The organism is Variovorax sp. PAMC 28711, assembly GCF_001577265.1.
Classification (GTDB): domain Bacteria; phylum Pseudomonadota; class Gammaproteobacteria; order Burkholderiales; family Burkholderiaceae_C; genus Variovorax.
This window is the reverse complement of record NZ_CP014517.1, coordinates 1,774,666-1,796,489: the sequence shown is the minus strand read 5'-3', so window position 1 is coordinate 1,796,489 and position 21,824 is coordinate 1,774,666. Positions and strand designations below refer to the sequence as shown.

The window sequence follows — 21,824 nt, the reverse complement described above, 5'->3', positions numbered from 1 at the left end:
TGCCCGAACCGGCGGGCCGCCGCGGTCTGGCGCCGCGTTGCCCCGAACGCATCGAAGGCCGACGACCGATACAAGGCGGTCACCTTTTTGCCTCAAACGTCAAAAAATAGTTACTCGAATGCTTGATACGTTCGGTTGGCTTTGTTAAATTTCGTCTTGGGCGGCTTGCCGCTCCCCGCTTTTCCTCCCTGAGCGGGTGCCTCGATGTGTGACAGCAAAAAGGCTTCCCAGCCCGACGTCTTTACGTCGGGCTTTTTTTTTGCCCGGTTTCGTCAGGCTGTGCGGCGGTACGGCCACTAAACTTCCGGGATGCTCTGGGTCAAGTCACTCCACATCGTGTTCGTCGCCAGCTGGTTCGCTGGTCTCTTCTATTTGCCGCGGATCTTCGTGAACTTGGCGATGGTGCCGCCGGAGTCGGTCGCCGAACGGGCGCGGCTGCTGTTGATGGGGCGCAAGTTGCTGCGCTTCACGACGATCCTCGCGGTGCCGGCGCTCGTCTTCGGTCTGTGGCTCTGGCTGGGTTACGGCATCGGACGCGGCCCGGGCAACGGCTGGATGCATGCCAAGCTGGCGCTGGTGCTGGTGACGCTGGGCTACCACCACGCTTGTGGCCGGCTGCTGCGCAAGCTCGAATCGGGTCAGTCGCGTTACAGCCACCGGTGGTTCCGATGGTTCAACGAGGCGCCGGTTCTCTTGCTGCTGGCCATCGTGGTCCTCGTCGTCGTCAAACCCTTCTGAACGTGGCGGCCCGGCACAAGACCACTGCGCTTCCGCTCGCCCTCGCCTACGCAGCGCTGATCGTCTACGCGAGCCTCTATCCGTTTTCCGAATGGCGCGACCAGGGCATCGCGCCGTGGGCGTATATCTCGGCGCCGTGGCCGAAATACTGGACCGGTTTCGATCTCGGCATCAACGTGGCGGGCTACGTGCCGCTCGGCTTTCTCGCCGCATTGACGGTGCTGCGCACGCGGCCCGATGCCGGCGTGTTCCAGGCCGTGTTGCGCGCGACACTGGCCGGCGTGGCGATTTCTTTCGCCATGGAAACGCTGCAAAGCTATTTGCCGGTGCGCATTCCGTCGAACGTCGATCTCGGCCTCAATTCGGCTGGCGCGCTGGTCGGCGCCGTGCTTGCGGCCGGCCTCGAGCGCTTCGGCGCGGTGGCGCACTGGAACCGGACGCGCGCCGACTGGTTCGTCGACGACGCGCGCGGCGCGCTGGTCTTGCTGGCGCTGTGGCCGATGGGCCTGCTGTTTCCCGCCGCGGTGACCTTCGGGCTCGGCCAGGTGTTCGAGCGGCTCGAGACCGCGGTCTCCGAATGGCTGCTCGACACACCCTTCATCGACTGGCTGCCGGTTCGCCAGTTCGAACTTGAACCGCTGGTGCCCGGCGTCGAAATGCTGTGCGTGATGCTCGGCGCACTGGTGCCGTGTCTGCTGGGTTTCTTCATCACCCGGTCGGTCGCGCGCCGGGCCGTCTTGCTGCCGGTGACGCTGGCGATCGGGGTCGGCGCGACGGCGCTGTCCGCGGCCTTGAGCTACGGGCCGCCGCATGCCTGGGCGTGGCTGAGCCTGCCGGTGCAGGTCGGCATCGCGGCCGCAGTGGTGCTGGGCGTGTCGATGCTGTGGGCACCACGCCGCCTGTGTGCCGCGCTGCTGCTGGTGGCGGTGATCGTGCACCTGAGCTTGCTGAACCAGGCGCCCGAGAGTGCCTACTTCGCGGAGACGCTGGCGCGCTGGGAGCAGGGGCGTTTCATCCGCTTTCACGGCCTCGCGCAGTGGCTGGGCTGGCTCTGGCCTTTTGCGACGCTGGGGTACGTGACGCTCGCGCTGTCGCGTCGCCCGTCGCAAATCTAGAATCGGGCGATGTCTTCCACGATGCCCAGTTACTACGGTCGCCACATTTTTTTCTGCCTCAACGAACGCAAGAACGGCGAGGACGCCTGCGCGAAGCACAACGCCCAGGAAGGATTCGACCGCTGCAAGTCGAAGGTCAAGGAAGCGGGTCTGGCGGGCGTCGGCAAGGTGCGCGTCAACAAGGCGGGCTGCCTCGATCGTTGCGCCGGTGGCCCGGTCGCCGTGGTGTATCCGGAAGCCGTCTGGTACACCTTCGTGGACAACGACGACATCGACGAAATCGTCGAGTCGCACCTGAAGAACGGCCGGGTGGTCGAGCGTCTCGTCCTGCCGGCCGACGTCGGACGTTGACCGTGAATTCGCAAACCGAGAAGCTCACGCTGCGCGGCGATGCGGGCGTCATCGAGGCTCAGCGCGACGCCGGTGTTGCTGGCATCCCCTCACGCGGGACCGTGGTCATCGCGCATCCGCATCCTTTGTTCGGCGGCACGATGGACAACAAGGTTGTGCAGACGCTGGCGCGCGCCTTCACGGCCAGCGGCTGGACGGCCGTGCGCTTCAATTTCCGCGGCGTCGGCGCGAGCGAAGGCACGCACGACGAGGGCCAGGGCGAAACCACCGACATGCGGGCGGTGGTGCAACAGGTCGCGCCCGACGGCGCGCTCGCCATCGCCGGGTTTTCGTTCGGGGCCTTCGTCGCGATCAATGCCTTGCAGTCGCTCTGGGGCACGCGCGAGATCGTTCGGATCGCGCTGGTCGGCGCGAGCGTGGCGCGCGTGGTGCCGCCGCCGTTGCCGGAAGCTGCCCATGAACACACGCTGGTCGTGCATGGCGAGCAGGACGACACGGTCGCCCTCGGCGCCGTGATGGATTGGGCGCGCCCGCAGTCACTTCCTGTCACAGTCGTTCCGGGTGGCGGCCATTTCTTTCACGGACAATTGCCGCTGCTCAAGCAGCTTGTCGTTCGTCATCTCCGTCCCGATTAGCGCGGACCTGTTTTTCGTCTCTGTCACACCCCAATGAATCGTTTTTCCAACGCGCTTCGCGCGCTGATGCTGGCCGCCGCCGCATCCCTCAGTTTGATCGCCGCCGCCCAGACGGTGCCGGCCCCGCCCGAAGTGGCCGCGCGCAGCTACCTGCTGCTCGACGTCACCGCCAACCAGTTTTTGGCGCAAAAAGACATCGACATGCCGGTCGAGCCGGCGTCGCTCACCAAGCTGATGTCGGCCTATGTGGTGTTCGACGCGCTGCGCGCCAAGAAGATCACGCTCGCGCAAACGATGCCTGTGTCGCAGCGCGCCTGGAAGATGCCCGGCTCGCGCATGTTCATCGACCCGAAGATGCAGGTGCCGGTCGAAGACCTGATCAAGGGCCTTATCGTCCAGTCGGGTAACGATGCGACGGTGGCGTTGGCTGAAGGTGTCGGCGGCACGGTCGAGCATTTCGTGGAACTCATGAACGACCAGGCCAAGGCGCTGGGCATGAAGAACACGACCTACAAGAACCCCGAAGGCCTGACCGCGCCGGGCCACACGACCACGGCCCGCGACCTGAGCATCCTGGCGACCAAGCTCATCCGCGATTTCCCGGAAGAGGCGAAGTACTACGCCATCAAGAAATACCGCTACGCCGGCACGCCTTCGACCAACGACACCAATCGCAACATGCTGCTGTTCCGCGACCCGACGGTGGACGGTCTCAAGACCGGGCACACCGAGGCCGCTGGCTTTTGCATGATCGCGACGGCCAAACGCGACTTCCCGAACATCCCCGGCGGCCGCCGCCTGCTGTCGATCGTGCTCGGCGCGTCGAGCGAAATTTCGCGTGCCAACGAATCGCAAAAACTGCTGAACTGGGGCTACACGGCCTATGACGGCGTGCGCCTTTTCGATGCCAACCAGCCCGTCGCGACCCCGGCGATCTGGAAGGGGAAGGTCAACACGGTCAAGCTGGGGCGGCCCGAGGCCATCGTGGTGGCGGTGCCGGCCGGCTCGGCCAGCAAGATCAAGACGCAGATTGCACGCCCTGACCCGCTCGTCGCGCCGCTCGCGAAATACCAGGCAGTCGGCTCGCTCAAGATATCCCTGGGCGATCAGCAAGTCGCGGACGTGCCGCTGGTGGCACTCGAAGGCGTTGATCAGGCCGGCATCATGGGCCGTGCCTGGGACGCTGTCCGGCTCTGGATCAAGTAGGCGCGCGACAGGCTTGGCTGGCGCTGGCCAGCCTGCTATACTCGTGGGCTTTTCGGAAATTTCCGAAGGGTTTTACGTTTTCGGCCAATTTCTGGCCGTTCCCCGGACGGGCAGGTTCACGCTTGTGCCTTGACCGGGATGTTTTGGGACTAATTCATTCATGCCAACCATCAATCAACTGGTGCGTCAGGGTCGAACGGTCGAAAAGATCAATTCGAAAAGCCCTGCCATGCAGAACTCGCCGCAACGCCGCGGTGTCTGCACCCGCGTCTACACCACGACGCCCAAGAAGCCCAACTCGGCACTCCGCAAGGTGGCCAAGGTTCGTCTGACCAATGGCTTCGAAGTCATCTCGTACATCGGCGGCGAAGGCCACAACCTGCAGGAACACAGCGTGGTGCTGGTTCGCGGCGGTCGTGTCAAGGACTTGCCAGGCGTGCGGTACCACATCGTTCGCGGCTCGCTCGACCTGCAAGGCGTGAAAGACCGCAAGCAGTCGCGTTCCAAGTACGGCGCGAAGAAGCCAAAGGCCAAGTAAGCCTGGCTTTTCTGCAAGCAATCGGTGTTTGTCCTGCCTTGGCGGGCGGTGCAAACGAAGTGACCCGAAGCGCGAATGTCTTGCGCGGGTCGAGTAAGTGAGGGTCCTTATGGCTCTCGCGGTGCTTCGACGAGAAGTGCCAACTGAAGCAATTTAGAGGTGAAAAATGCCACGTCGTCGCGAAGTCCCCAAACGTGAAATCCTGCCGGATCCGAAGTTCGGCAATGTCGAGCTGTCCAAATTCATGAACGTGATCATGGAAGGCGGCAAGAAAGCGATCGCCGAGCGCATCATTTACGGCGCACTTGAGCAGATCGAAAAGAAAAACCCGGGCAAGGATCCGGTGGAAGCCTTCACCATGGCCATCAACAATGTGAAGCCCATGGTCGAAGTAAAGTCGCGCCGGGTCGGTGGCGCGAACTACCAGGTGCCCGTCGAAGTGCGCCCGGTCCGTCGTCTGGCGCTGTCGATGCGCTGGATCAAGGAAGCCGCTCGCAAGCGCGGTGAAAAGTCGATGGCCCTGCGTCTGGCCAACGAACTCATGGAAGCCACGGAAGGCCGCGGCGGCGCCATGAAGAAGCGCGACGAAGTGCACCGCATGGCCGAAGCCAACAAGGCCTTCAGCCACTTCCGCTTCTAAGCACCGTCCCCCTCAAATCAGACTGGCTGGAAGCCCGACTCGCCGTATGGTGAGCGGGCTTTCATCCGTTAATGGAGTAATTTCTCATGGCACGCAATACACCCATCGAGCGCTACCGCAACATCGGGATCTCGGCGCACATCGACGCTGGCAAAACCACGACGACCGAGCGCATCCTGTTCTACACCGGTGTGAACCACAAAATCGGCGAAGTGCACGACGGTGCCGCGACGATGGACTGGATGGAGCAGGAGCAGGAACGTGGCATCACGATCACTTCGGCTGCGACCACCTGTTTCTGGAAGGGCATGGGCGGCACGTTCGACGAACACCGCATCAACATCATCGACACCCCGGGCCACGTCGACTTCACGATTGAAGTCGAGCGCTCGATGCGCGTGCTCGACGGCGCCGTCATGGTGTACGACGCCGTCGGCGGCGTGCAGCCCCAATCGGAAACCGTTTGGCGTCAGGCCAACAAGTACAAGGTTCCGCGCCTCGCGTTCGTCAACAAGATGGACCGCACCGGCGCCGACTTCCTGCGCGTGCGCCAGATGATGGTCGACCGCCTGAAGGCGAACCCGGTCGTGATCCAGATCCCCATCGGGGCCGAAGAGCGCTTCCAGGGCATCGTCGACCTCGTCAAGATGAAGGCGATCTACTGGGACGAAGACAAGGGTGTCACCTTCACCTACAAGGACATCCCGGCGGATCTGGCCGATGTCTGTGCCGAATACCGCGAGAAGCTGGTCGAAGCCGCCGCGGAGTCCAGCGAAGAGCTGATGAACAAGTACCTCGAAGGCGAGGCGCTGACCGAAGTCGAAATCAAGGCCGGCATCCGCCAGCGCACCATCGCCGGCGAAATCCAGCCGATGCTGTGCGGTTCGGCTTTCAAGAACAAGGGCGTGCAGGCCATGCTCGACGCCGTCGTCGAATACATGCCCGCGCCGACCGACATTCCGCCGGTCAAGGGCATGAACGAAGACGAAGAGCCGGTCACCCGCAAGGCCGACGACAGCGAGAAATTCTCGGCGCTGGCGTTCAAGCTGATGACCGACCCGTTCGTGGGCCAGCTCACATTCGTGCGCGTCTATTCCGGCGTGCTTTCGAAGGGCGACAGCGTCTACAACCCGGTCCGTGGCAAGAAAGAGCGCATCGGCCGGATCGTGCAAATGCACGCCAACAACCGCGTCGAAGTCAGCGAAATTCGCGCGGGCGACATCGCTGCCTGCATCGGTTTGAAGGAAGTGACCACCGGCGAAACGCTGTGCGATCCGACCGCCATCCTGACGCTCGAGCGCATGGTGTTCCCGGAATCGGTGATTTCGCAGGCCGTCGAACCCAAGACCAAGGTCGACCAGGAAAAGATGGGCATCGCTCTGCAGCGTCTCGCGCAGGAAGATCCTTCGTTCCGCGTGAAGACCGACGAAGAATCGGGTCAGACCATCATCGCCGGCATGGGCGAGCTGCACCTCGAAATTATCGTGGACCGCATGAAGCGTGAGTTCGGCGTGGAAGCCAACGTCGGCAAGCCCCAAGTGGCCTACCGCGAAACCATCCGCAAGACCGTCGAAGATGCCGAAGGCAAGTTCGTGCGTCAGTCGGGCGGCAAGGGCCAGTACGGCCACGTCGTGCTCAAGGTCGAGCCGCAAGAGCCAGGCAAGGGCTTCGAGTTCGTCGACGCCATCAAGGGCGGCGTGGTGCCGCGCGAATACATTCCCGCGGTCGAAAAGGGCGTGATCGAAGCCCTGGGCCAAGGCGTGCTGGCCGGTTACCCGGTGGTCGACGTCAAAGTCACGCTGCACTTCGGTTCGTACCACGACGTGGACTCGAACGAAATGGCGTTCAAAATGGCCGCGATCTTCGGTTTCAAGGAAGGCTGCCGCAAGGCCAGCCCGGTCATTCTCGAGCCGATGATGGCGGTGGAAGTCGAGACGCCTGAAGACTACGCCGGCAACGTGATGGGCGACCTGTCGTCGCGTCGCGGCATGGTGCAGGGCATGGAAGACATGATGGGCGGCGGCAAGGCCATCAAGGCCGAAGTGCCGCTGTCGGAAATGTTCGGCTACTCGACCACGCTGCGCTCGATGTCGCAAGGCCGCGCCACCTACACGATGGAATTCAAGCACTACGCTGAAGCACCCCGCAACGTGGCCGAAGCGATCGTCGCTTCCCGCGCGAAGTAACTTTGATCAATTTGTCTGCGACCGTGTGCCTCTCGCTGCCCGTGGCGAGAGATCCAGCAATGCGGTGCAAACGTTAAACCAACACACGGGCAATGCTCTTTCAAGGATAGAAAATGGCAAAAGGCAAGTTCACCCGCACCAAGCCCCACGTCAACGTGGGCACCATCGGCCACGTCGACCACGGCAAGACCACGCTGACGGCTGCGATCGCAACCGTTCTGTCGGCCAAATTCGGCGGCGAAGCCAAGGCGTACGACCAGATCGACGCGGCACCTGAAGAAAAGGCCCGCGGCATCACCATCAACACCGCCCACGTCGAATACGAAACGGCCAACCGCCACTACGCCCACGTCGACTGCCCCGGCCACGCTGACTATGTGAAGAACATGATCACCGGCGCCGCGCAAATGGACGGCGCCATCCTGGTCTGCTCCGCCGCTGACGGCCCGATGCCCCAGACCCGCGAACACATCCTGCTGGCCCGCCAAGTCGGTGTCGGCTACATCATCGTGTTCCTGAACAAGTGCGACATGGTCGACGACGCCGAACTGCTCGAACTCGTCGAAATGGAAGTGCGCGAACTCCTGGACAAATACGACTTCCCGGGCGACGACACCCCCATCATCCACGGCTCGGCCAAGCTTGCCCTCGAAGGCGACAAGGGTCCCCTGGGTGAGGAAGCCATCATGAAGCTGGCCGACGCCCTCGACACCTACATTCCCCAGCCAGAACGCGCCATCGACGGTGCCTTCCTGATGCCTGTGGAAGACGTGTTCTCGATCTCCGGTCGCGGCACCGTGGTGACCGGCGCCGTCGAGCGCGGCATCATCAAGGTCGGCGAAGAAATCGAAATCGTCGGTATCGCTGCCACCCAGAAGACCACCTGCACCGGCGTGGAAATGTTCAGGAAGCTGCTCGACCAGGGCCAGGCCGGCGACAACGTCGGCGTGCTGCTGCGCGGCACCAAGCGTGAAGACGTCCAGCGCGGCCAGGTGCTGTGCAAGCCGGGTTCGATCAAGCCGCACACCCACTTCACCGCTGAAGTCTATGTGCTGAGCAAGGACGAAGGCGGCCGTCACACGCCGTTCTTCAACAACTACCGCCCGCAGTTCTACTTCCGCACGACGGACGTGACCGGTGCGATCGAGCTGCCTGAAGGCAAGGAAATGGTCATGCCCGGCGACAACGTCAGCATCACCGTCAAGCTGATCAACCCGATCGCCATGGAAGAAGGCCTGCGCTTCGCCATCCGCGAAGGCGGCCGCACTGTGGGCTCTGGCGTCGTGGCCAAGGTTCTCGCTTAATCGACACGGCAAGGACACAACACCATGGCAACGAAGCAAAAGATCCGCATCCGCCTGAAGGCCTTCGATTACAAGCTGATCGACCAGTCCGCCGCGGAAATCGTCGACACCGCCAAGCGCACCGGCGCGATCGTCAAGGGCCCCGTGCCCCTGCCGACCCGCATGAAGCGTTTCGACATCCTGCGTTCGCCGCACGTCAACAAGACGTCGCGCGACCAGCTCGAGATCCGCACGCACCAGCGCCTGATGGACATCGTCGACCCGACCGACAAGACGGTGGACGCGCTGATGAAGCTCGACCTGCCGGCTGGCGTCGACGTCGAAATCAAACTGCAGTAGTCCGCACGGATTGAACTGACGGCCCGCTTGCAGCGATGCAGGCGGGCCTTGCTTTTGGCAACTTGCACAGCTTGCGATTTGCGGGCTATAATCGCCGGCTCTGCTACTCGTGCGTCTCGCCCGAGTGACGGGAATTTATCAACCCTTTTTTGTGGGCCGTTGAATCAACGGCCCAACGCTGTCGCCAATTGAAGTGACAGCGGCGGAAAAGGACTTCCATTTTTTGGAGAAAACATATGAGTCTGAGCAACTCCCTCGGGTTGCTGGGCCGCAAGGTGGGGATGATGCGTCTCTTCACCGATGACGGGGACGCAGTTCCTGTCACGGTGGTGGATGTGTCCAACAACCGTGTGACCCAGATCAAGTCGCAAGAGACCGACGGCTACGACGCACTTCAGGTGACGTTCGGTTCGCGCAAGGCATCGCGCGTGACCAAGCCGCAAGCCGGCCACCTCGCCAAGGCGGGTGTCGAAGCGGGCGAAATCATCCAGGAATTCCGCATTGCGGCCGACGTGGCCGCTGGCTACGCGCCAGGTGCCGTCGTTCCTGCCGGTTCGGTGTTCGCGGTGGGCCAGAAGGTCGACGTGCAGGGCACTTCGATCGGCAAGGGCTTCGCCGGCACCATCAAGCGTCACCACATGAAGTCGCAGCGCGCGTCGCACGGTAACAGCCGTTCGCACCGCGTTCCTGGCTCCATCGGCATGGCGCAGGATCCGGGCCGCGTGTTTCCGGGCAAGCGCATGACCGGCCATCTGGGTGTGGACACCGTCACCACCCAGAACCTGGTCGTGTTCCGTATCGACGAAGCGCGTCAACTCCTGCTGATCAAGGGTGCGATCCCTGGTTCGAAGGGTGGCTTCGTCACCGTGCGCCCGGCCATCAAGGCCAAGCCGCAAGCCGCAGAAGGAGCGAAGTAATGCAACTCGAACTCCTGAACGAACAAGGTCAGGCCTCGTCGAAGTACGACGCGCCCGAGACCGTGTTCGGCCGTGACTACAACGAAGACCTGGTTCACCAGATCGTCGTCGCATTCCAGGCCAACGCCCGTCAAGGCACGCGCGCCCAGAAGGACCGCGAACAGGTCCATCACTCGACCAAGAAGCCTTTCAAGCAAAAGGGAACGGGCCGCGCCCGTGCCGGTATGACGTCCTCGCCGCTGTGGCGCGGGGGTGGCCGGATTTTCCCGAACATGCCTGACGAAAACTTCACGCAGAAGATCAACAAGAAGATGTACCGCGCCGGCATGGCGTCCATCCTCTCGCAGCTCGCCCGTGAAGGCCGTCTGGCCGTGGTGGATTCGCTCACCGTCGATTCGCCGAAGACCAAGCCGCTCGCGGCCCGGTTCAAGGCCATGAATCTGCAGTCCGTGCTGGTGATCGCCGACGAAGTCGACGAAAACCTGTACCTGGCTTCGCGCAATCTGGTGAACATCCTTGTGGTCGAACCCCGCTACGCCGATCCGGTGTCGCTGGTGCACTACAAGAAGGTGCTCGTCACCAAGGCTGCTGTCGAAAAGCTCAAGGAGATGTTCGCATGAGCCGCATGAATCCTACGCCGCTGTCCCGCACCCAGTTCACCGAAGGCCGCCTGATGGCGGTGCTGGTCGCTCCCATCGTGTCCGAAAAGGCAACGATGGTCGGCGAGAAGTCGAACGCTGTCACCTTCAAGGTGCTGCAGGACGCCACCAAGCCCGAGATCAAGGCCGCCGTTGAACTGATGTTCAAGGTCGAAGTCAAGGGCGTTTCGGTGCTCAACACCAAGGGCAAGACCAAGCGCTTTGGCAAATCCATCGGTCGCCGCGACAACGTGCGCAAGGCCTATGTGACGCTGAAGGAAGGTCAAGAGCTCAACCTCGTCGGGGAAGGCGCTTAATCATGGCCGTCATCAAGATGAAACCTACTTCGCCGGGCCAACGCGGCGCGGTGAAGATTTCGCGGGACCACCTGTACAAGGGTGCACCGCACGCTCCGTTGCTCGAGCCGCAGTTCCAGGCTGCCGGTCGCAACAACAACGGTCACATCACGATTCGCCATCGCGGCGGTGGTCACAAGCACCACTACCGTGTGGTCGACTTCGTGCGCAACAAGGATGGCATTCCGGCCAAGGTCGAACGCATCGAGTACGACCCGAACCGCACCGCCCACATCGCACTGGTTTGCTACGCCGACGGCGAGCGCCGCTACATCATCGCCCCGCGCGGTCTTGAAGCCGGTGCCACGCTGATGAGCGGTTCCGAAGCCCCGATCCGCGCCGGCAACACCTTGCCGATCCGCAACATCCCGGTGGGTTCGACCATTCATTGCATCGAGCTGCAACCCGGCAAGGGCGCGCAGATCGCACGCTCCGCCGGTACGTCGGCCACGCTGCTGGCACGCGAAGGCGTCTATGCCCAGGTGCGCATGCGCTCGGGCGAAGTCCGCCGCGTGCACGTCGAGTGCCGCGCCACGATCGGTGAAGTCGCCAACGAAGAACACAGCCTGCGCCGTTTGGGCAAGGCCGGTGCCAAGCGCCACATGGGCATTCGCCCGACCGTTCGCGGTGTGGTGATGAACCCGGTCGATCACCCGCACGGCGGTGGCGAAGGCAAGACAGGCGAAGGCCGTCATCCAGTCGACCCATGGGGCAATCTGACCAAGGGCTACCGTACCCGTAACAACAAGCGCACGCAGGTATTCATCGTGTCGCGTCGCAAGAAGTAAGGGGTAGCAGCAAATGACTCGCTCACTCAAAAAAGGTCCGTTCGTCGACCACCACCTCGTGGCCAAGGCCGACAAGGCCGTGACGACCAAGGACAAGAAGCCGATCAAGACCTGGTCGCGTCGCTCGATGGTCCTGCCCGAGTTCATCGGTCTGACCATTGCCGTTCACAACGGCAAGCAGCACGTGCCCGTGTACATCACGGACCAGATGGTCGGCCACAAGCTCGGCGAATTTGCGCTCACCCGCACGTTCAAGGGGCACCCGGCGGACAAAAAAGTCCAGAAGAAGTAAGGAACGACCATGTCTGAAACACGTGCAGTCCTCCGCGGCGTTCGCCTCTCGGTCGACAAGGGCCGTCTGGTCGCTGACCTGATCCGCGGCAAGAAGGTCGATCAAGCGCTCAACGTTCTGCAGTTCACGCAGAAAAAAGCGGCTGTGATCATCAAGAAGGTGCTCGAGTCGGCAATTGCCAACGCCGAGCACAACGACGGTGCCGACATCGACGAACTGAAGGTCAAGACCATCTACGTCGAGCAAGGCGCCACGCTCAAGCGCTTCACCGCGCGCGCCAAGGGTCGCGGTAACCGCATCAGCAAGCCCACGTGCCATGTGTACGTGACGGTTGGCAACTAAAGGCCGGAAGACTATGGGACAAAAAATCCACCCCACCGGTTTCCGCCTCGCGGTGACCCGTAATTGGTCCAGCCGCTGGTACGCCAGCAACAAGGACTTCGCCGGCATGCTGGCGGAAGACATCAAGGTGCGCGAGTACCTGAAGAAGAAGCTCAAGAACGCATCCGTTTCACGCGTGCTGATCGAGCGTCCCGCCAAGAACGCACGCATCACGATCTACTCGGCACGTCCGGGCGTCGTGATCGGCAAGAAGGGCGAAGACATCGAGAACCTCAAGCGCGAACTCGGCAAGCAGCTGGGTGTGCCGGTCGCAGTGAACATCGAAGAAGTGCGCAAGCCCGAAATCGATGCCAAGCTCATCGCCGACAGCATCACGCAGCAGCTCGAAAAGCGGATCATGTTCCGCCGCGCCATGAAGCGTGCGATGCAGAACGCCATGCGTCTGGGTGCCCTGGGCATCAAGATCATGTCGTCGGGTCGTTTGAACGGTATTGAAATCGCGCGTTGCGAGTGGTACCGCGAAGGCCGCGTGCCGCTTCACACCCTGCGCGCCGACATCGACTACGGCACCTCGGAAGCCAAGACCACTTACGGCGTCATCGGCGTCAAGGTCTGGGTCTACAAGGGTGACACGCTGGGTCGCAACGACCTGCCGGCCGTCGAAACGCCGCGTCCTGACGACGAGCGTCGTCCGCGCGGTCCGCGCCGCGATGGCCGCCCGGGTGGCGACCGTCCGGGTGCAGACCGTCGTGGTCCCGCACGTCCGGCTGCCCGTGGCCCGATCGGTGGCAACACCGCACCGGCCGACGGCAGCGACAAGCCCGCAGAAGCTACTGGTGGTGCTCCGGCAGCACCGGGTGCAGACTCGAAACCCGCCGTTAAGCGCGTCCGCAAAGCCGCGCCAGCTGCAGCAGCTGACGGTGCCAAGACCGAGTAATCGGTCTTATCACGGAGTAAAACAACATGCTGCAACCTGCACGCAGAAAGTTCCGCAAGGAACAAAAGGGCCGCAACACCGGCATCGCGACTCGGGGCAACTCGGTCGCATTCGGTGACTTCGGTCTGAAATGCACCGACCGCGGTCGCCTCACGGCACGCCAGCTCGAAGCCGCGCGCCGCGCGATTTCGCGCCACGTCAAGCGCGGTGGTCGTATCTGGATTCGTGTGTTTCCCGACAAGCCGATCTCCCACAAGCCCGCAGAAGTGCGGATGGGTAACGGCAAGGGCAACCCCGAGTATTACGTCGCCGAGATCCAGCCCGGCAAGATCGTGTTCGAAATCGTCGGTGTTCCCGAAGAGCTCGCACGCGAAGCCTTCCGCCTGGCCGCTGCCAAGCTGCCGCTGCGCACGACGTTCGTCGCTCGCCAGCTCGGCGCCTGAGGAGAACACTGATGGCAACACGTAAAAAGAAGGACGCCGCGGCCAAGCCGGTCAAGGTGTCGAAGGCTGCAGCGCTGCGCGAAAAAGACGTCGCCGGCCTGGCAACCGAAATCAAGGATCTGCAGAAGGCCCATTTCGGCCTGCGCATGCAGAAGGCCACGCAACAGCTGTCGAACACCTCGACGCTGCGCGTGACACGCCGCGACATCGCTCGCGCCAAGACCATTCTTGCGCAGAAGTCGCAAGAAACCCCAGCCGCCAAGTAAGGAGCCAACATGACGGAAGCTAAAAAATCCCTCAAGCGCACCTTGATCGGCAAGGTCGTGAGCGACAAGCGTGAAAAGACCGTGACCGTGCTGGTCGAGCGTCGTGTGAAGCACGAGCTCTACGGCAAGATCGTGGCCAAGACGAGCAAGTACCACGCGCACGACGAGAAGGGTGAATACCATCTCGGTGACACCATCGAGATCACCGAAAGCCGGCCGATTTCGAAGACCAAGAACTGGGTTGTCACCCGTTTGGTCGAGAAAGCCATTTCGCTCTGATCGACACCGTTCGATCGCGCGCGGTGCGCATCCGGAAAACGGCCCACAATGTGGGCCGTTTTTCATTTTCAGGACACTCACCATGATCAAGGTCGGCGACGCTCTCCCTTCCACCACCCTGCACGAATATTCCGAAGTCGAGGGCGAGGCCTGCAGCATCGGACCGAATCCGGTCGATGTGGCCAAGGCCACGGCCGGCAAGACCATCGCGCTGTTCGCGTTGCCAGGCGCCTTCACGCCGACCTGCTCGGCCAAGCATGTGCCCGGCTACGTCGAGCACTTCGATGACTTCAAGGCTGCCGGGGTGGACGAGATCTGGTGTGTCAGCGTGAACGACGCTTTTGTCATGGGCGCGTGGGCGCGGGACCAGAAGACCGGCACCAAGGTCCGCATGTTGGCTGACGGCAGCGGTGATTTCGCCAAAGCCACCGGGCTCACGCTCGACCTGACAGGCCGCGGCATGGGCGTGCGCAGTAACCGCTATTCGGCGCTGGTCAAGGATGGCAAGGTGGCGACGCTCAATGTCGAAGCGCCCGGAAAGTTCGAAGTGAGCGACGCCGTCACGCTCCTGGGCCAGGCGCGAGGCTGATCAGAACAGCGCGACCTTGAGGTAGTTCGCCCCTGCGATCGGGTTGTGATAGTAGGGCGGCACCTCGGTGAAACCGAGGTCCTCGTAGAGCGCCCGCGCCGATTCCATGTCGTTCAGCGTGTCGAGCAACACGCAGGCGTAGCCGGCGCTGCGCGCGGCGTCCAGCGCCGCTTCGACCAGCTGCCGCCCAAGCCCCAACCCGCGAAAGCCGGGGCGAACGAACAGACGCTTCATCTCGGCGGCGTTGGCGTGATCCGCCGAGTCGAGAGGCCGCAAGGCGCAGCATCCGGCCACGTGGGCGGCCATGCCGTTGGCGCGTGGCAGCGTCGGTGCCTGGCGCGTCGGGTGGGACGCATCCACGTCCACGAGCGCCAGCAAAAGCGAACCGCGGGGTTCGGTGTACTCACCGGGCAGCCGGGCGAGCTCTTCCTCGAAATTCTGGAAACCGAGATCGATGGCGAGCGATTCGGCGTAGTCACGAAAGATCGCGCGTGCGGCGTCCAGCTCGGATGGCTCGTCGGGCGTGAGCAGCACCACGGTGGGCGTGTCGGCCAGCGGCAGGGGACGCGACACGGAATGGCTCACCCGATTCGGCCGGCCATTCAGGCTTCGGCGAGCAGTTTCTCGATCAGCTTGTGGAGCTCGGCGAAGTCCGGTTCTCCCACATAGCGCTTCACGATCTCGCCGCGCTTGTTGACGATGTACGTCGTCGGCGTCAGCGCCACGTCGCCCCACGCTTTGGCCACGGCGCCGGTGTTGTCGATCGCCACCTTGAACGGCAGCTTGCGTGTCTCGGCATAGTTGACGACGTACGCCGGCGGGTCGTAGCTCATGGCGACGGCCAGGGTGTCGTAGCCCTGCGACCTGTACTTATCGTACGTGGCGATCACTTTCGGCATCTCGGCCACGCAGGTCACGCAGCTGGTGGCCCAGAAGTTGACCAGCGTCACCTTGCCCTTCATGTCGTCGGTGGTCTTCTTGCTGCCGTCGAGCAGCACGAAGGTGCTGGCCGGCGCAGCCGACGTGCCGGTGTTGAGATAAACGCCCGCCCCCACGGCCAGGGCAATGGCGGTCGCGGCGGCATAGACGATTTTTTTCATGTGATCGGAGTGATGAAGCGCCGCAATTTTAGTTCCGGCGTCGCTGCCGCGCCGAACCGCTCGCGATAAGCTCGGCGCCGATGACTTTCCTGTCCTACCGCCTCCGCGCGATGGCCGCGACTTGCGGTCTCCTGCTGGCCGCCTGCAGTCCGACCTTCAACTGGCGAGACACGCCGATCGCCGACACCGGCCTGCTCGCGCTGATGCCCTGTAAACCCGATCGCGCGAGCCGCGCGCTGCCGCTCGGTACCGAGTCGGTGACGGTCGACATGGTCGGCTGCGAGGCGGGCGGCGCCACCTTCGCCATCGCCCACGCCGGCGCGCGCGACGTGCCGCAAGCCGAAGCGTGGCAGCGCGCCTGGCGCGCCGCGACACGCGCGCAGGCGGGCGAGGTCGACGTGGTCGAATCGCCCGGCGCGCTGCCCCGGGCGGCTGCCGCGCCGGCACCGGTGCGCCTGGAAGCCGGGGGCGCAATGCCGATGCAAGTGCTGTGGTTTGCGCGCCAGCAGCCAGGCGGCGCGGTCACGCTGTATCAGGCGACGGTGCTCGGGCGTCCGTCGTCGCCCGACGCCGTAACGACATTCTTCGAGTCGCTGCGGCTGCCGCGATAGCGCTGCGGCCCTCGGCCGATGAAGTCGTTTGTCTTCATCGCGGCACTGTCACCGCATAATCGACGCCCCATCCCCGCACCCCGCATGAACAGCATCTTCGTCATCGCCCACTCTCCGCTCGCACAGGCGCTGAGGCAGTGCGCGCTGCATGTGTTCCCCGACGCCGAACAGTTCGTCGTCGCGCTCGACGTGCTGCCCAACGTGTCGCCCGAAGAAACGTTGGCGGCGGCACGCATCACGCTGGCGCAACAGTTGCATGGACCCCGTTCGCAGGTGCTGGTGCTGGCCGACGTGTTCGGCGCCACGCCGTGCAACGTGGCGCAGAAACTGGTCGATGGCGCGCGGTCGCGTCTGGTCGCGGGCGTCAACCTGCCGATGCTGCTGCGCGCCGTGACCTACCGGCACGAACCGCTCGAAGCACTGGTGCAACGCGCGATCGCGGGTGGCACCGCCGGCGTCATGCAGGTCGCGGTCGCGGCCCCCCAAAACCAGGCGAGAAGAAAGCACAGTGATCAAGAAATCCGTGACCATCAGCAATAAGCTCGGCCTCCACGCACGCGCGTCGGCCAAGCTCACCAAACTCGCCGGCAGCTTTCCGTGCGAGGTGTGGTTGTCGCGCGGCGACCGCCGCATCAACGCCAAAAGCATCATGGGCGTGATGATGCTGGCCGCCGGCATCGGCGTCGCGGTCGAGCTCGAGACGAACGGCGATCGCGAGGAAGAAGCGATGGATGCGCTCGTCGCACTCATGAACGACAAGTTCGGCGAAGGCGAATGACCTTCGCCGTCCACGGCCTCCCCGTCGCCCGTGGCATCGCCATCGGCCGCGCGGTGCTGGTGGTGTCGAGCCGCATCGACGTGGCTCACTACTTCATCAAGCCCGAGCAGATCGAGGCCGAGATCGATCGCGTGCGCACGGCGCGCAATGCGGTGGCCGAAGAGCTCGTCAAGCTGCAGGCCAGCGTCGCGCTGATGGGCCCGAAGGACGCGCCGCACGAGCTCTCGGCGCTGCTCGAAGTGCACCAGATGCTGCTGCAGGACGAGGCGCTCACCGAGGGCGTGCGCCACTGGATCACCGACCGGCTCTACAACGCCGAATGGGCGGTGACGACGCAGCTCGAAGTGATCGCGCGCCAGTTCGACGAGATGGAGGACGAGTACCTGCGCGAGCGCAAGGCCGACCTCGAGCAGGTCGTCGAGCGCCTCCTGCACCGCATGAAGGGCACGGCCGCCGTGCTCGCGCCGACGCCGCCGCGCCGCAAGCGCGCGGCCGAGGCGGAGGACGATGACGACCTCACCGTCAGCGACACCCTCGACGCGCCGCTCGTGCTCATCGCGCACGACCTGTCGCCCGCGGACATGCTTCAGTTCAAGAAGAGCGTGTTCGCCGGCTTCGTGACCGACGTCGGCGGCCGCACCTCGCACACCGCGATCGTCGCGCGCAGCATGGACATCCCGGCCGTGGTCGGCGCCCGCACCGCGAGCCAGCTGGTGCGCCAGGACGACTGGGTCATCATCGACGGCGACGCCGGTGTGGTGATCGTCGATCCGTCGCCGATCATCCTGGCCGAGTACGGTTTCAAGCAGCGCCAGGGCGACCTCGAACGCGGTCGCCTCGCGCGCCTGCGACACAAGCCGGCCGTGACGCTCGACGGCCAGCGCGTCGACCTGCTCGCCAACATCGAAATGCCCGAGGACACGCTCAATGCGGTGAAGGCCGGCGCCGTCGGTGTCGGCCTGTTCCGCAGCGAATTCCTCTTCATGGGCCGCGAATCCCAACGCCTCTCGCGCCTGCCCGACGAGGAAGAGCAGTACCAGGCGTACAAGCGCGCCGTCGAAGGCATGCAGGGCATGCCGGTGACGATCCGCACCATCGACATCGGCGCCGACAAGCCGCTCGACGGCAAGTCGACCAGCAAGCAGGAAAACCTGAACCCCGCGCTCGGCCTGCGCGCCATTCGCTGGAGCCTGGCCGACCCGGCCATGTTCCTCACCCAGCTGCGCGCCATCTTGCGGGCGGCGACGCATGGCCAGATCCATCTGCTGATTCCAATGCTGGCGCACGCCACCGAGATCCGCCAGACGCTGTCGCTCATCGACTTCGCACGCGCCGAGCTCGACAACAAAGGCATCCCTTACGGTGCGGTGAAGCTCGGCGCGATGATCGAGATTCCGGCGGCGGCGCTCACGCTCAACCTGTTCCTCAAGCACTTCGATTTTTTGTCGATCGGCACCAACGACCTGATCCAGTACACGTTGGCGATCGACCGCGCCGACGAGGCCGTGGCCCACCTCTACGACCCGGCGCATCCGGCCGTGCTTCGGCTCGTGGCCGACACCATCGCCGAGTGCGTGCGCCAGGGCAAGGGCGTGAGCGTGTGCGGCGAAATGGCGGGCGACGTTCAGTTCACGCGGCTGCTGCTCGGTCTGGGGCTGCGCAGTTTTTCGATGCACCCCTCCCAGATCCTCGCGGTCAAGCAGGAGGTGCTGCGCGCCGATACCTTGCGACTCGCGCCTTGGGCGCAGCGCGTGCTCGAGGCCGACGATCCGGCGGCAGCGCTTCTCCTGCCGACATAAAACGAAACACAGCGATACCGCCGCGAAAGGACTTCGCAGGCGGCCGGTCGCACCATCGGGCTTCCTCTTTTTCCCACCAAGGACGTCTCATGAAGCACTGGATCAAACGCTCACTTTTCGGCCTCTTCGGCGGCGCGCTCGTCATCGGCAGCATCGCGGGATGCGCAGGCCAGCGGCACGGCTGGAGCGGCATGACAGAGCAAGACCGCGCCGAGTTCCGCACCAAGGTCGTCGACCGCGTCGGCAGCAAGCTCGACCTCGACACCGCGCAGAAACAGAGGCTCTCGGTGCTCGCCGAGAAGCTGCAAGCGCAACGCACCGCGATGCGCGATGCAGGCGGCGCCGGCGGCACGCGCTCGCAGTTCACCTCGCTCTTCGCCGGCGCCAGGCTCGACCAGGCCGGCGCCTCGAAGTTGATCGACGAGAAGACCGCCGTGCTGCGCAACGGCAGCCCGGAAGTCATCGCCGCCGCAGCCGACTTTTTCGACAACCTCAATCCGTCACAGCAGGTGAAGGTGCGCGAGTTCATGGAACGCGGCCGTCGCTGGCACCGCGGTTGATCGCACGCGGCTGGCCGACAATCCGCCAATGCACCGCATCCTCCTGATCGACGACGACGAACAGCTGGCTGCGCCGCTCGCGACTTACTTCGCGCGCTTCGACTGCGTGCTCGACAGCGCGACGCGGCCGAGTGCGGGCCTGGTCAAGCTGCGCGCGACGCGCTACGACGCCGCGATCCTCGACGTGATGCTGCCCGAGATGGACGGCTTCGCGCTGTGCCGCGAGATCCGCCGGGAGAGCGACATCCCGATCGTGATGCTGACCGCGCGCGGCGATGTGATGGACCGTGTGGTCGGGCTCGAACTCGGTGCCGACGACTACCTGCCCAAGCCGTTCGAGCCGCGCGAACTCGTGGCGCGCATTCAGACCATCCTGCGACGGCAGCGCACGCTGCCTGCGAGCGCTGCGGCGTCGACGCAGCGTCGTGTGTTCGAGGGCCTCGAGATCGATCTCGCCAAGCGCGCCGTGCTGCGCGCGGGCGAGGTCGTCGAGCTCACCGGCACCGAGTTCGAACTGCTCGCGCTGTTGGCGAGCGAGCCGGGCCGCATGTTCAGTCGCGACGACATCCTGAACCGGCTGCGCGGCCACGAGGCCGAGCTCTACACCCGCGCCGTCGACATCGTCGTGAGCCGGCTGCGCAAGAAGCTGGAGCCGCTCGACTGCATCAAGACGCTGCGCAACTCAGGCTATGCGCTCGCCGTCGGCAAGGCCGCCGAATGAGACACGCGGACCCGGTTGCACGCAGGCGCTGGCGGCACCGTTGGCGGCACTCGTTGCGCGCGCGGCTCATCACCGTGTTCGTGCTGCTCGCCCTCGCGATGGCGGCGGTGTTCATTGCCGGCGTGCAGCGTGCGCTCTCGAGCGGCTGGCGCGATGCCGCCCGGCCGATCGTCGCCGACTACGTCGACCGCCTCGTCGCCGAGATCGGCAATCCACCCGACGTGGCCCGGGCGCAGGCGCTGGTGGCGCGTCTGCCGCTGGCGGTGCGCATCAGCGGGCCGGGCGTGAACTGGGACTCGCACCCGAACCGCACGCACCGCCGCTGGATGGACGACCGGCGCGGCGACTGGCTGAGCCGCACCACCGCCGACGGCCACCGCATCACCTTCGGCCTGGGCACGCTGCCGTGGCAGCGCGATCCGGGCGGCATCGGCTGGCTCACGCTCGGCTTGTTGCTCCTGCTCACCGTGGCCGCCTACGCCTACGTGCGCAAGCTGCTGCGCCCGCTCGACGACATCCGCGCCGGTGCCGAGCGCTTCGGGCGCGGCGCGTTCGACACGCCGATCCCGCTGCGCCGCCGCGACGAACTCGGCGACCTCGCGCACCGCATCAACACCATGGCGCACGACCTCGAAGGCATGCTCGATGCCAAGCGCGGCCTGCTGCTCGCGCTCAGCCACGAGCTGCGATCGCCGCTGACCCGCGCGCGGCTCAACGCGGAACTGCTGCCGGCCACGTCCGACCACCAGACCGAGCGCGCTGCGCTGTTGCGCGACCTGAACGAGATGCGCGACCTCATCAGCGACTTGCTGGAGAGCGAACGCCTTGCAAGCCCGCACGCCGCGCTGCAACGCGAGCCCGTCGACCTGGCGGCACTGGTGCGCGACGTGATCGCCGAACTGCCGGCCGGCGAGACAGTGACGTTGATGCTGACGGAAGATCTGCCACCGCGCTCGCTCGACCGCGCCCGCGTGCGGCTCCTGGTGCGCAACCTGCTCGACAACGCGCTGCGTTACAGCGCTGGCGCAGCGCAACCGCCGCTGCTGAGCCTCGTCGCCGAAGGCAACGCCGTGCGCATCGAGGTGCGCGATTTCGGCTCCGGGGTCGATGCGGCGCAACTCGAGCACCTGACCGAACCCTTCTACCGGACCGACAGCGCCCGCCAGCGCGCGACCGGTGGCGTCGGCCTGGGCATGTACCTGTGCCGGCGGGTGGCCGAAGCGCACGGCGGCACGTTGAGCGTGCGCAATGCGCAGCCCGGCTTGGCGATCACGGTGATGCTGGCCTGAGGTGTGTCGGATGCAGGCGCGAGGTTGCGATCTGCCGCCCCGTGTTCACCCCGGGTTCAGGTGCACC

At 64.5% G+C, this 21,824-nt stretch carries 30 protein-coding genes; 28 read left to right on the top strand and 2 right to left on the bottom strand.

The annotated features are described in order from the left end of the window. Positions 1 to 309 precede the first annotated feature (309 nt). The 21 genes from AX767_RS09015 to AX767_RS08915 all read left to right on the top strand — a co-directional run bounded on the left by AX767_RS09015 (position 310) and on the right by AX767_RS08915 (position 14,899). Positions 310 to 738 (top strand): CopD family protein, encoded by a 429-nt coding sequence (locus AX767_RS09015; protein WP_068630569.1) that lies wholly within the window; start codon positions 310 to 312, stop codon positions 736 to 738. Positions 739 to 740: 2 nt separating this feature from the next. Continuing rightward, a complete protein-coding gene (locus AX767_RS09010; protein ID WP_068630566.1) occupies positions 741 to 1,853 on the top strand; it encodes a VanZ family protein in 1,113 nt (370 codons plus the stop codon). 9 nt (positions 1,854 to 1,862) lie between these two features. Next, on the top strand, positions 1,863 to 2,204 hold the full coding sequence (locus tag AX767_RS09005; RefSeq protein WP_068630564.1) for a (2Fe-2S) ferredoxin domain-containing protein: 342 nt from the start codon (positions 1,863 to 1,865) through the stop codon (positions 2,202 to 2,204). Positions 2,205 to 2,206: 2 nt separating this feature from the next. Further along, a complete protein-coding gene (locus AX767_RS09000; RefSeq protein ID WP_068633509.1) occupies positions 2,207 to 2,839 on the top strand; it encodes an alpha/beta hydrolase in 633 nt (210 codons plus the stop codon). A gap of 33 nt (positions 2,840 to 2,872) precedes the next feature. Further along, a complete protein-coding gene (locus AX767_RS08995) occupies positions 2,873 to 4,045 on the top strand; it encodes a D-alanyl-D-alanine carboxypeptidase family protein (protein WP_068630562.1) in 1,173 nt (390 codons plus the stop codon). A 160-nt stretch (positions 4,046 to 4,205) separates the two neighbouring features. Further along, positions 4,206 to 4,583, top strand: a complete 378-nt coding sequence (gene rpsL, locus AX767_RS08990; protein WP_068630560.1) for a 30S ribosomal protein S12 — start codon at positions 4,206 to 4,208, stop codon at positions 4,581 to 4,583. A 166-nt stretch (positions 4,584 to 4,749) separates the two neighbouring features. Continuing rightward, positions 4,750 to 5,223 (top strand): 30S ribosomal protein S7, encoded by a 474-nt coding sequence (rpsG, locus tag AX767_RS08985; RefSeq protein ID WP_068630557.1) that lies wholly within the window; start codon positions 4,750 to 4,752, stop codon positions 5,221 to 5,223. An 86-nt stretch (positions 5,224 to 5,309) separates the two neighbouring features. Beyond that, positions 5,310 to 7,409 carry an elongation factor G gene (fusA, locus tag AX767_RS08980; protein ID WP_068630555.1) on the top strand — a complete coding sequence of 700 codons (2,100 nt, stop codon included), beginning with the start codon at positions 5,310 to 5,312 and terminating at the stop codon, positions 7,407 to 7,409. Between the two features lie 113 nt (positions 7,410 to 7,522). Continuing rightward, positions 7,523 to 8,713: an elongation factor Tu gene (gene tuf / locus AX767_RS08975; protein WP_068630553.1), complete on the top strand. Its 1,191-nt coding sequence runs from the start codon at positions 7,523 to 7,525 to the stop codon at positions 8,711 to 8,713. Positions 8,714 to 8,737: 24 nt separating this feature from the next. After that, positions 8,738 to 9,052 (top strand): 30S ribosomal protein S10, encoded by a 315-nt coding sequence (gene rpsJ, locus AX767_RS08970; protein WP_007838118.1) that lies wholly within the window; start codon positions 8,738 to 8,740, stop codon positions 9,050 to 9,052. Between the two features lie 236 nt (positions 9,053 to 9,288). Further along, positions 9,289 to 9,969: a 50S ribosomal protein L3 gene (gene rplC, locus AX767_RS08965; RefSeq protein ID WP_068630551.1), complete on the top strand. Its 681-nt coding sequence runs from the start codon at positions 9,289 to 9,291 to the stop codon at positions 9,967 to 9,969. Next, on the top strand, positions 9,969 to 10,589 hold the full coding sequence (gene rplD, locus AX767_RS08960) for a 50S ribosomal protein L4 (RefSeq protein ID WP_068630549.1): 621 nt from the start codon (positions 9,969 to 9,971) through the stop codon (positions 10,587 to 10,589). Before rplC ends, rplD begins: the two co-directional genes overlap by 1 nt. Beyond that, entirely contained in the window at positions 10,586 to 10,924 is a 339-nt protein-coding gene (rplW, locus tag AX767_RS08955; protein WP_068630547.1) for a 50S ribosomal protein L23, read from the top strand. Before rplD ends, rplW begins: the two co-directional genes overlap by 4 nt. 2 nt (positions 10,925 to 10,926) lie before the next feature. Further along, positions 10,927 to 11,751, top strand: a complete 825-nt coding sequence (gene rplB, locus AX767_RS08950) for a 50S ribosomal protein L2 (RefSeq protein WP_068630545.1) — start codon at positions 10,927 to 10,929, stop codon at positions 11,749 to 11,751. A 13-nt stretch (positions 11,752 to 11,764) separates the two neighbouring features. After that, a complete protein-coding gene (rpsS, locus tag AX767_RS08945; protein WP_007838132.1) occupies positions 11,765 to 12,043 on the top strand; it encodes a 30S ribosomal protein S19 in 279 nt (92 codons plus the stop codon). A 9-nt stretch (positions 12,044 to 12,052) separates the two neighbouring features. Continuing rightward, positions 12,053 to 12,385, top strand: coding sequence for a 50S ribosomal protein L22 (gene rplV / locus AX767_RS08940; RefSeq protein WP_007838134.1), 333 nt, complete (start codon positions 12,053 to 12,055; stop codon positions 12,383 to 12,385). 13 nt (positions 12,386 to 12,398) lie between these two features. Continuing rightward, complete coding sequence (gene rpsC / locus AX767_RS08935) at positions 12,399 to 13,322, top strand: 30S ribosomal protein S3 (RefSeq protein ID WP_068630543.1); 924 nt, start codon at positions 12,399 to 12,401, stop codon at positions 13,320 to 13,322. Positions 13,323 to 13,348: 26 nt separating this feature from the next. Further along, the gene (rplP, locus tag AX767_RS08930; protein WP_068630541.1) at positions 13,349 to 13,765 is read left to right on the top strand and encodes a 50S ribosomal protein L16; all 417 of its coding nucleotides are present in this window, start codon (positions 13,349 to 13,351) and stop codon (positions 13,763 to 13,765) included. Between the two features lie 56 nt (positions 13,766 to 13,821). Further along, positions 13,822 to 14,031, top strand: coding sequence for a 50S ribosomal protein L29 (gene rpmC, locus AX767_RS08925; RefSeq protein ID WP_068633507.1), 210 nt, complete (start codon positions 13,822 to 13,824; stop codon positions 14,029 to 14,031). Positions 14,032 to 14,040: 9 nt separating this feature from the next. Beyond that, positions 14,041 to 14,310, top strand: coding sequence for a 30S ribosomal protein S17 (gene rpsQ, locus AX767_RS08920; RefSeq protein WP_068630539.1), 270 nt, complete (start codon positions 14,041 to 14,043; stop codon positions 14,308 to 14,310). A gap of 82 nt (positions 14,311 to 14,392) precedes the next feature. Further along, the gene (locus AX767_RS08915; RefSeq protein ID WP_068630537.1) at positions 14,393 to 14,899 is read left to right on the top strand and encodes a peroxiredoxin; all 507 of its coding nucleotides are present in this window, start codon (positions 14,393 to 14,395) and stop codon (positions 14,897 to 14,899) included. Here the strand turns inward: AX767_RS08915 and AX767_RS08910 are convergent, their stop codons facing one another. After that, a complete protein-coding gene (locus AX767_RS08910; protein WP_068630535.1) occupies positions 14,900 to 15,484 on the bottom strand; it encodes a GNAT family N-acetyltransferase in 585 nt (194 codons plus the stop codon). A gap of 17 nt (positions 15,485 to 15,501) precedes the next feature. Further along, positions 15,502 to 15,999 (bottom strand): TlpA disulfide reductase family protein, encoded by a 498-nt coding sequence (locus AX767_RS08905; protein ID WP_068630533.1) that lies wholly within the window; start codon positions 15,997 to 15,999, stop codon positions 15,502 to 15,504. Positions 16,000 to 16,079: 80 nt separating this feature from the next. On the opposite strand from AX767_RS08905, the gene AX767_RS08900 reads away from it, so the two are divergent. The 7 genes from AX767_RS08900 (at position 16,080) to AX767_RS08870 (ending at position 21,757) form a co-directional block, all read left to right on the top strand. Beyond that, positions 16,080 to 16,610, top strand: a complete 531-nt coding sequence (locus tag AX767_RS08900) for a hypothetical protein (protein ID WP_068630531.1) — start codon at positions 16,080 to 16,082, stop codon at positions 16,608 to 16,610. An 84-nt stretch (positions 16,611 to 16,694) separates the two neighbouring features. Beyond that, complete coding sequence (locus AX767_RS08895; RefSeq protein ID WP_068630529.1) at positions 16,695 to 17,150, top strand: PTS sugar transporter subunit IIA; 456 nt, start codon at positions 16,695 to 16,697, stop codon at positions 17,148 to 17,150. Then, positions 17,119 to 17,388, top strand: a complete 270-nt coding sequence (locus AX767_RS08890) for an HPr family phosphocarrier protein (RefSeq protein WP_068630528.1) — start codon at positions 17,119 to 17,121, stop codon at positions 17,386 to 17,388. Before AX767_RS08895 ends, AX767_RS08890 begins: the two co-directional genes overlap by 32 nt. Next, on the top strand, positions 17,385 to 19,187 hold the full coding sequence (gene ptsP, locus AX767_RS08885; protein WP_068630525.1) for a phosphoenolpyruvate--protein phosphotransferase: 1,803 nt from the start codon (positions 17,385 to 17,387) through the stop codon (positions 19,185 to 19,187). Before AX767_RS08890 ends, ptsP begins: the two co-directional genes overlap by 4 nt. A gap of 89 nt (positions 19,188 to 19,276) precedes the next feature. After that, entirely contained in the window at positions 19,277 to 19,747 is a 471-nt protein-coding gene (locus tag AX767_RS08880) for a Spy/CpxP family protein refolding chaperone (RefSeq protein WP_068630524.1), read from the top strand. Between the two features lie 28 nt (positions 19,748 to 19,775). Continuing rightward, positions 19,776 to 20,468, top strand: a complete 693-nt coding sequence (locus AX767_RS08875) for a response regulator transcription factor (RefSeq protein WP_068630523.1) — start codon at positions 19,776 to 19,778, stop codon at positions 20,466 to 20,468. Next, the gene (locus AX767_RS08870) at positions 20,465 to 21,757 is read left to right on the top strand and encodes a HAMP domain-containing sensor histidine kinase (protein ID WP_082754927.1); all 1,293 of its coding nucleotides are present in this window, start codon (positions 20,465 to 20,467) and stop codon (positions 21,755 to 21,757) included. The genes AX767_RS08875 and AX767_RS08870 overlap by 4 nt, the downstream gene beginning before the upstream one ends. The last annotated feature ends 67 nt before the right edge of the window (positions 21,758 to 21,824 follow it).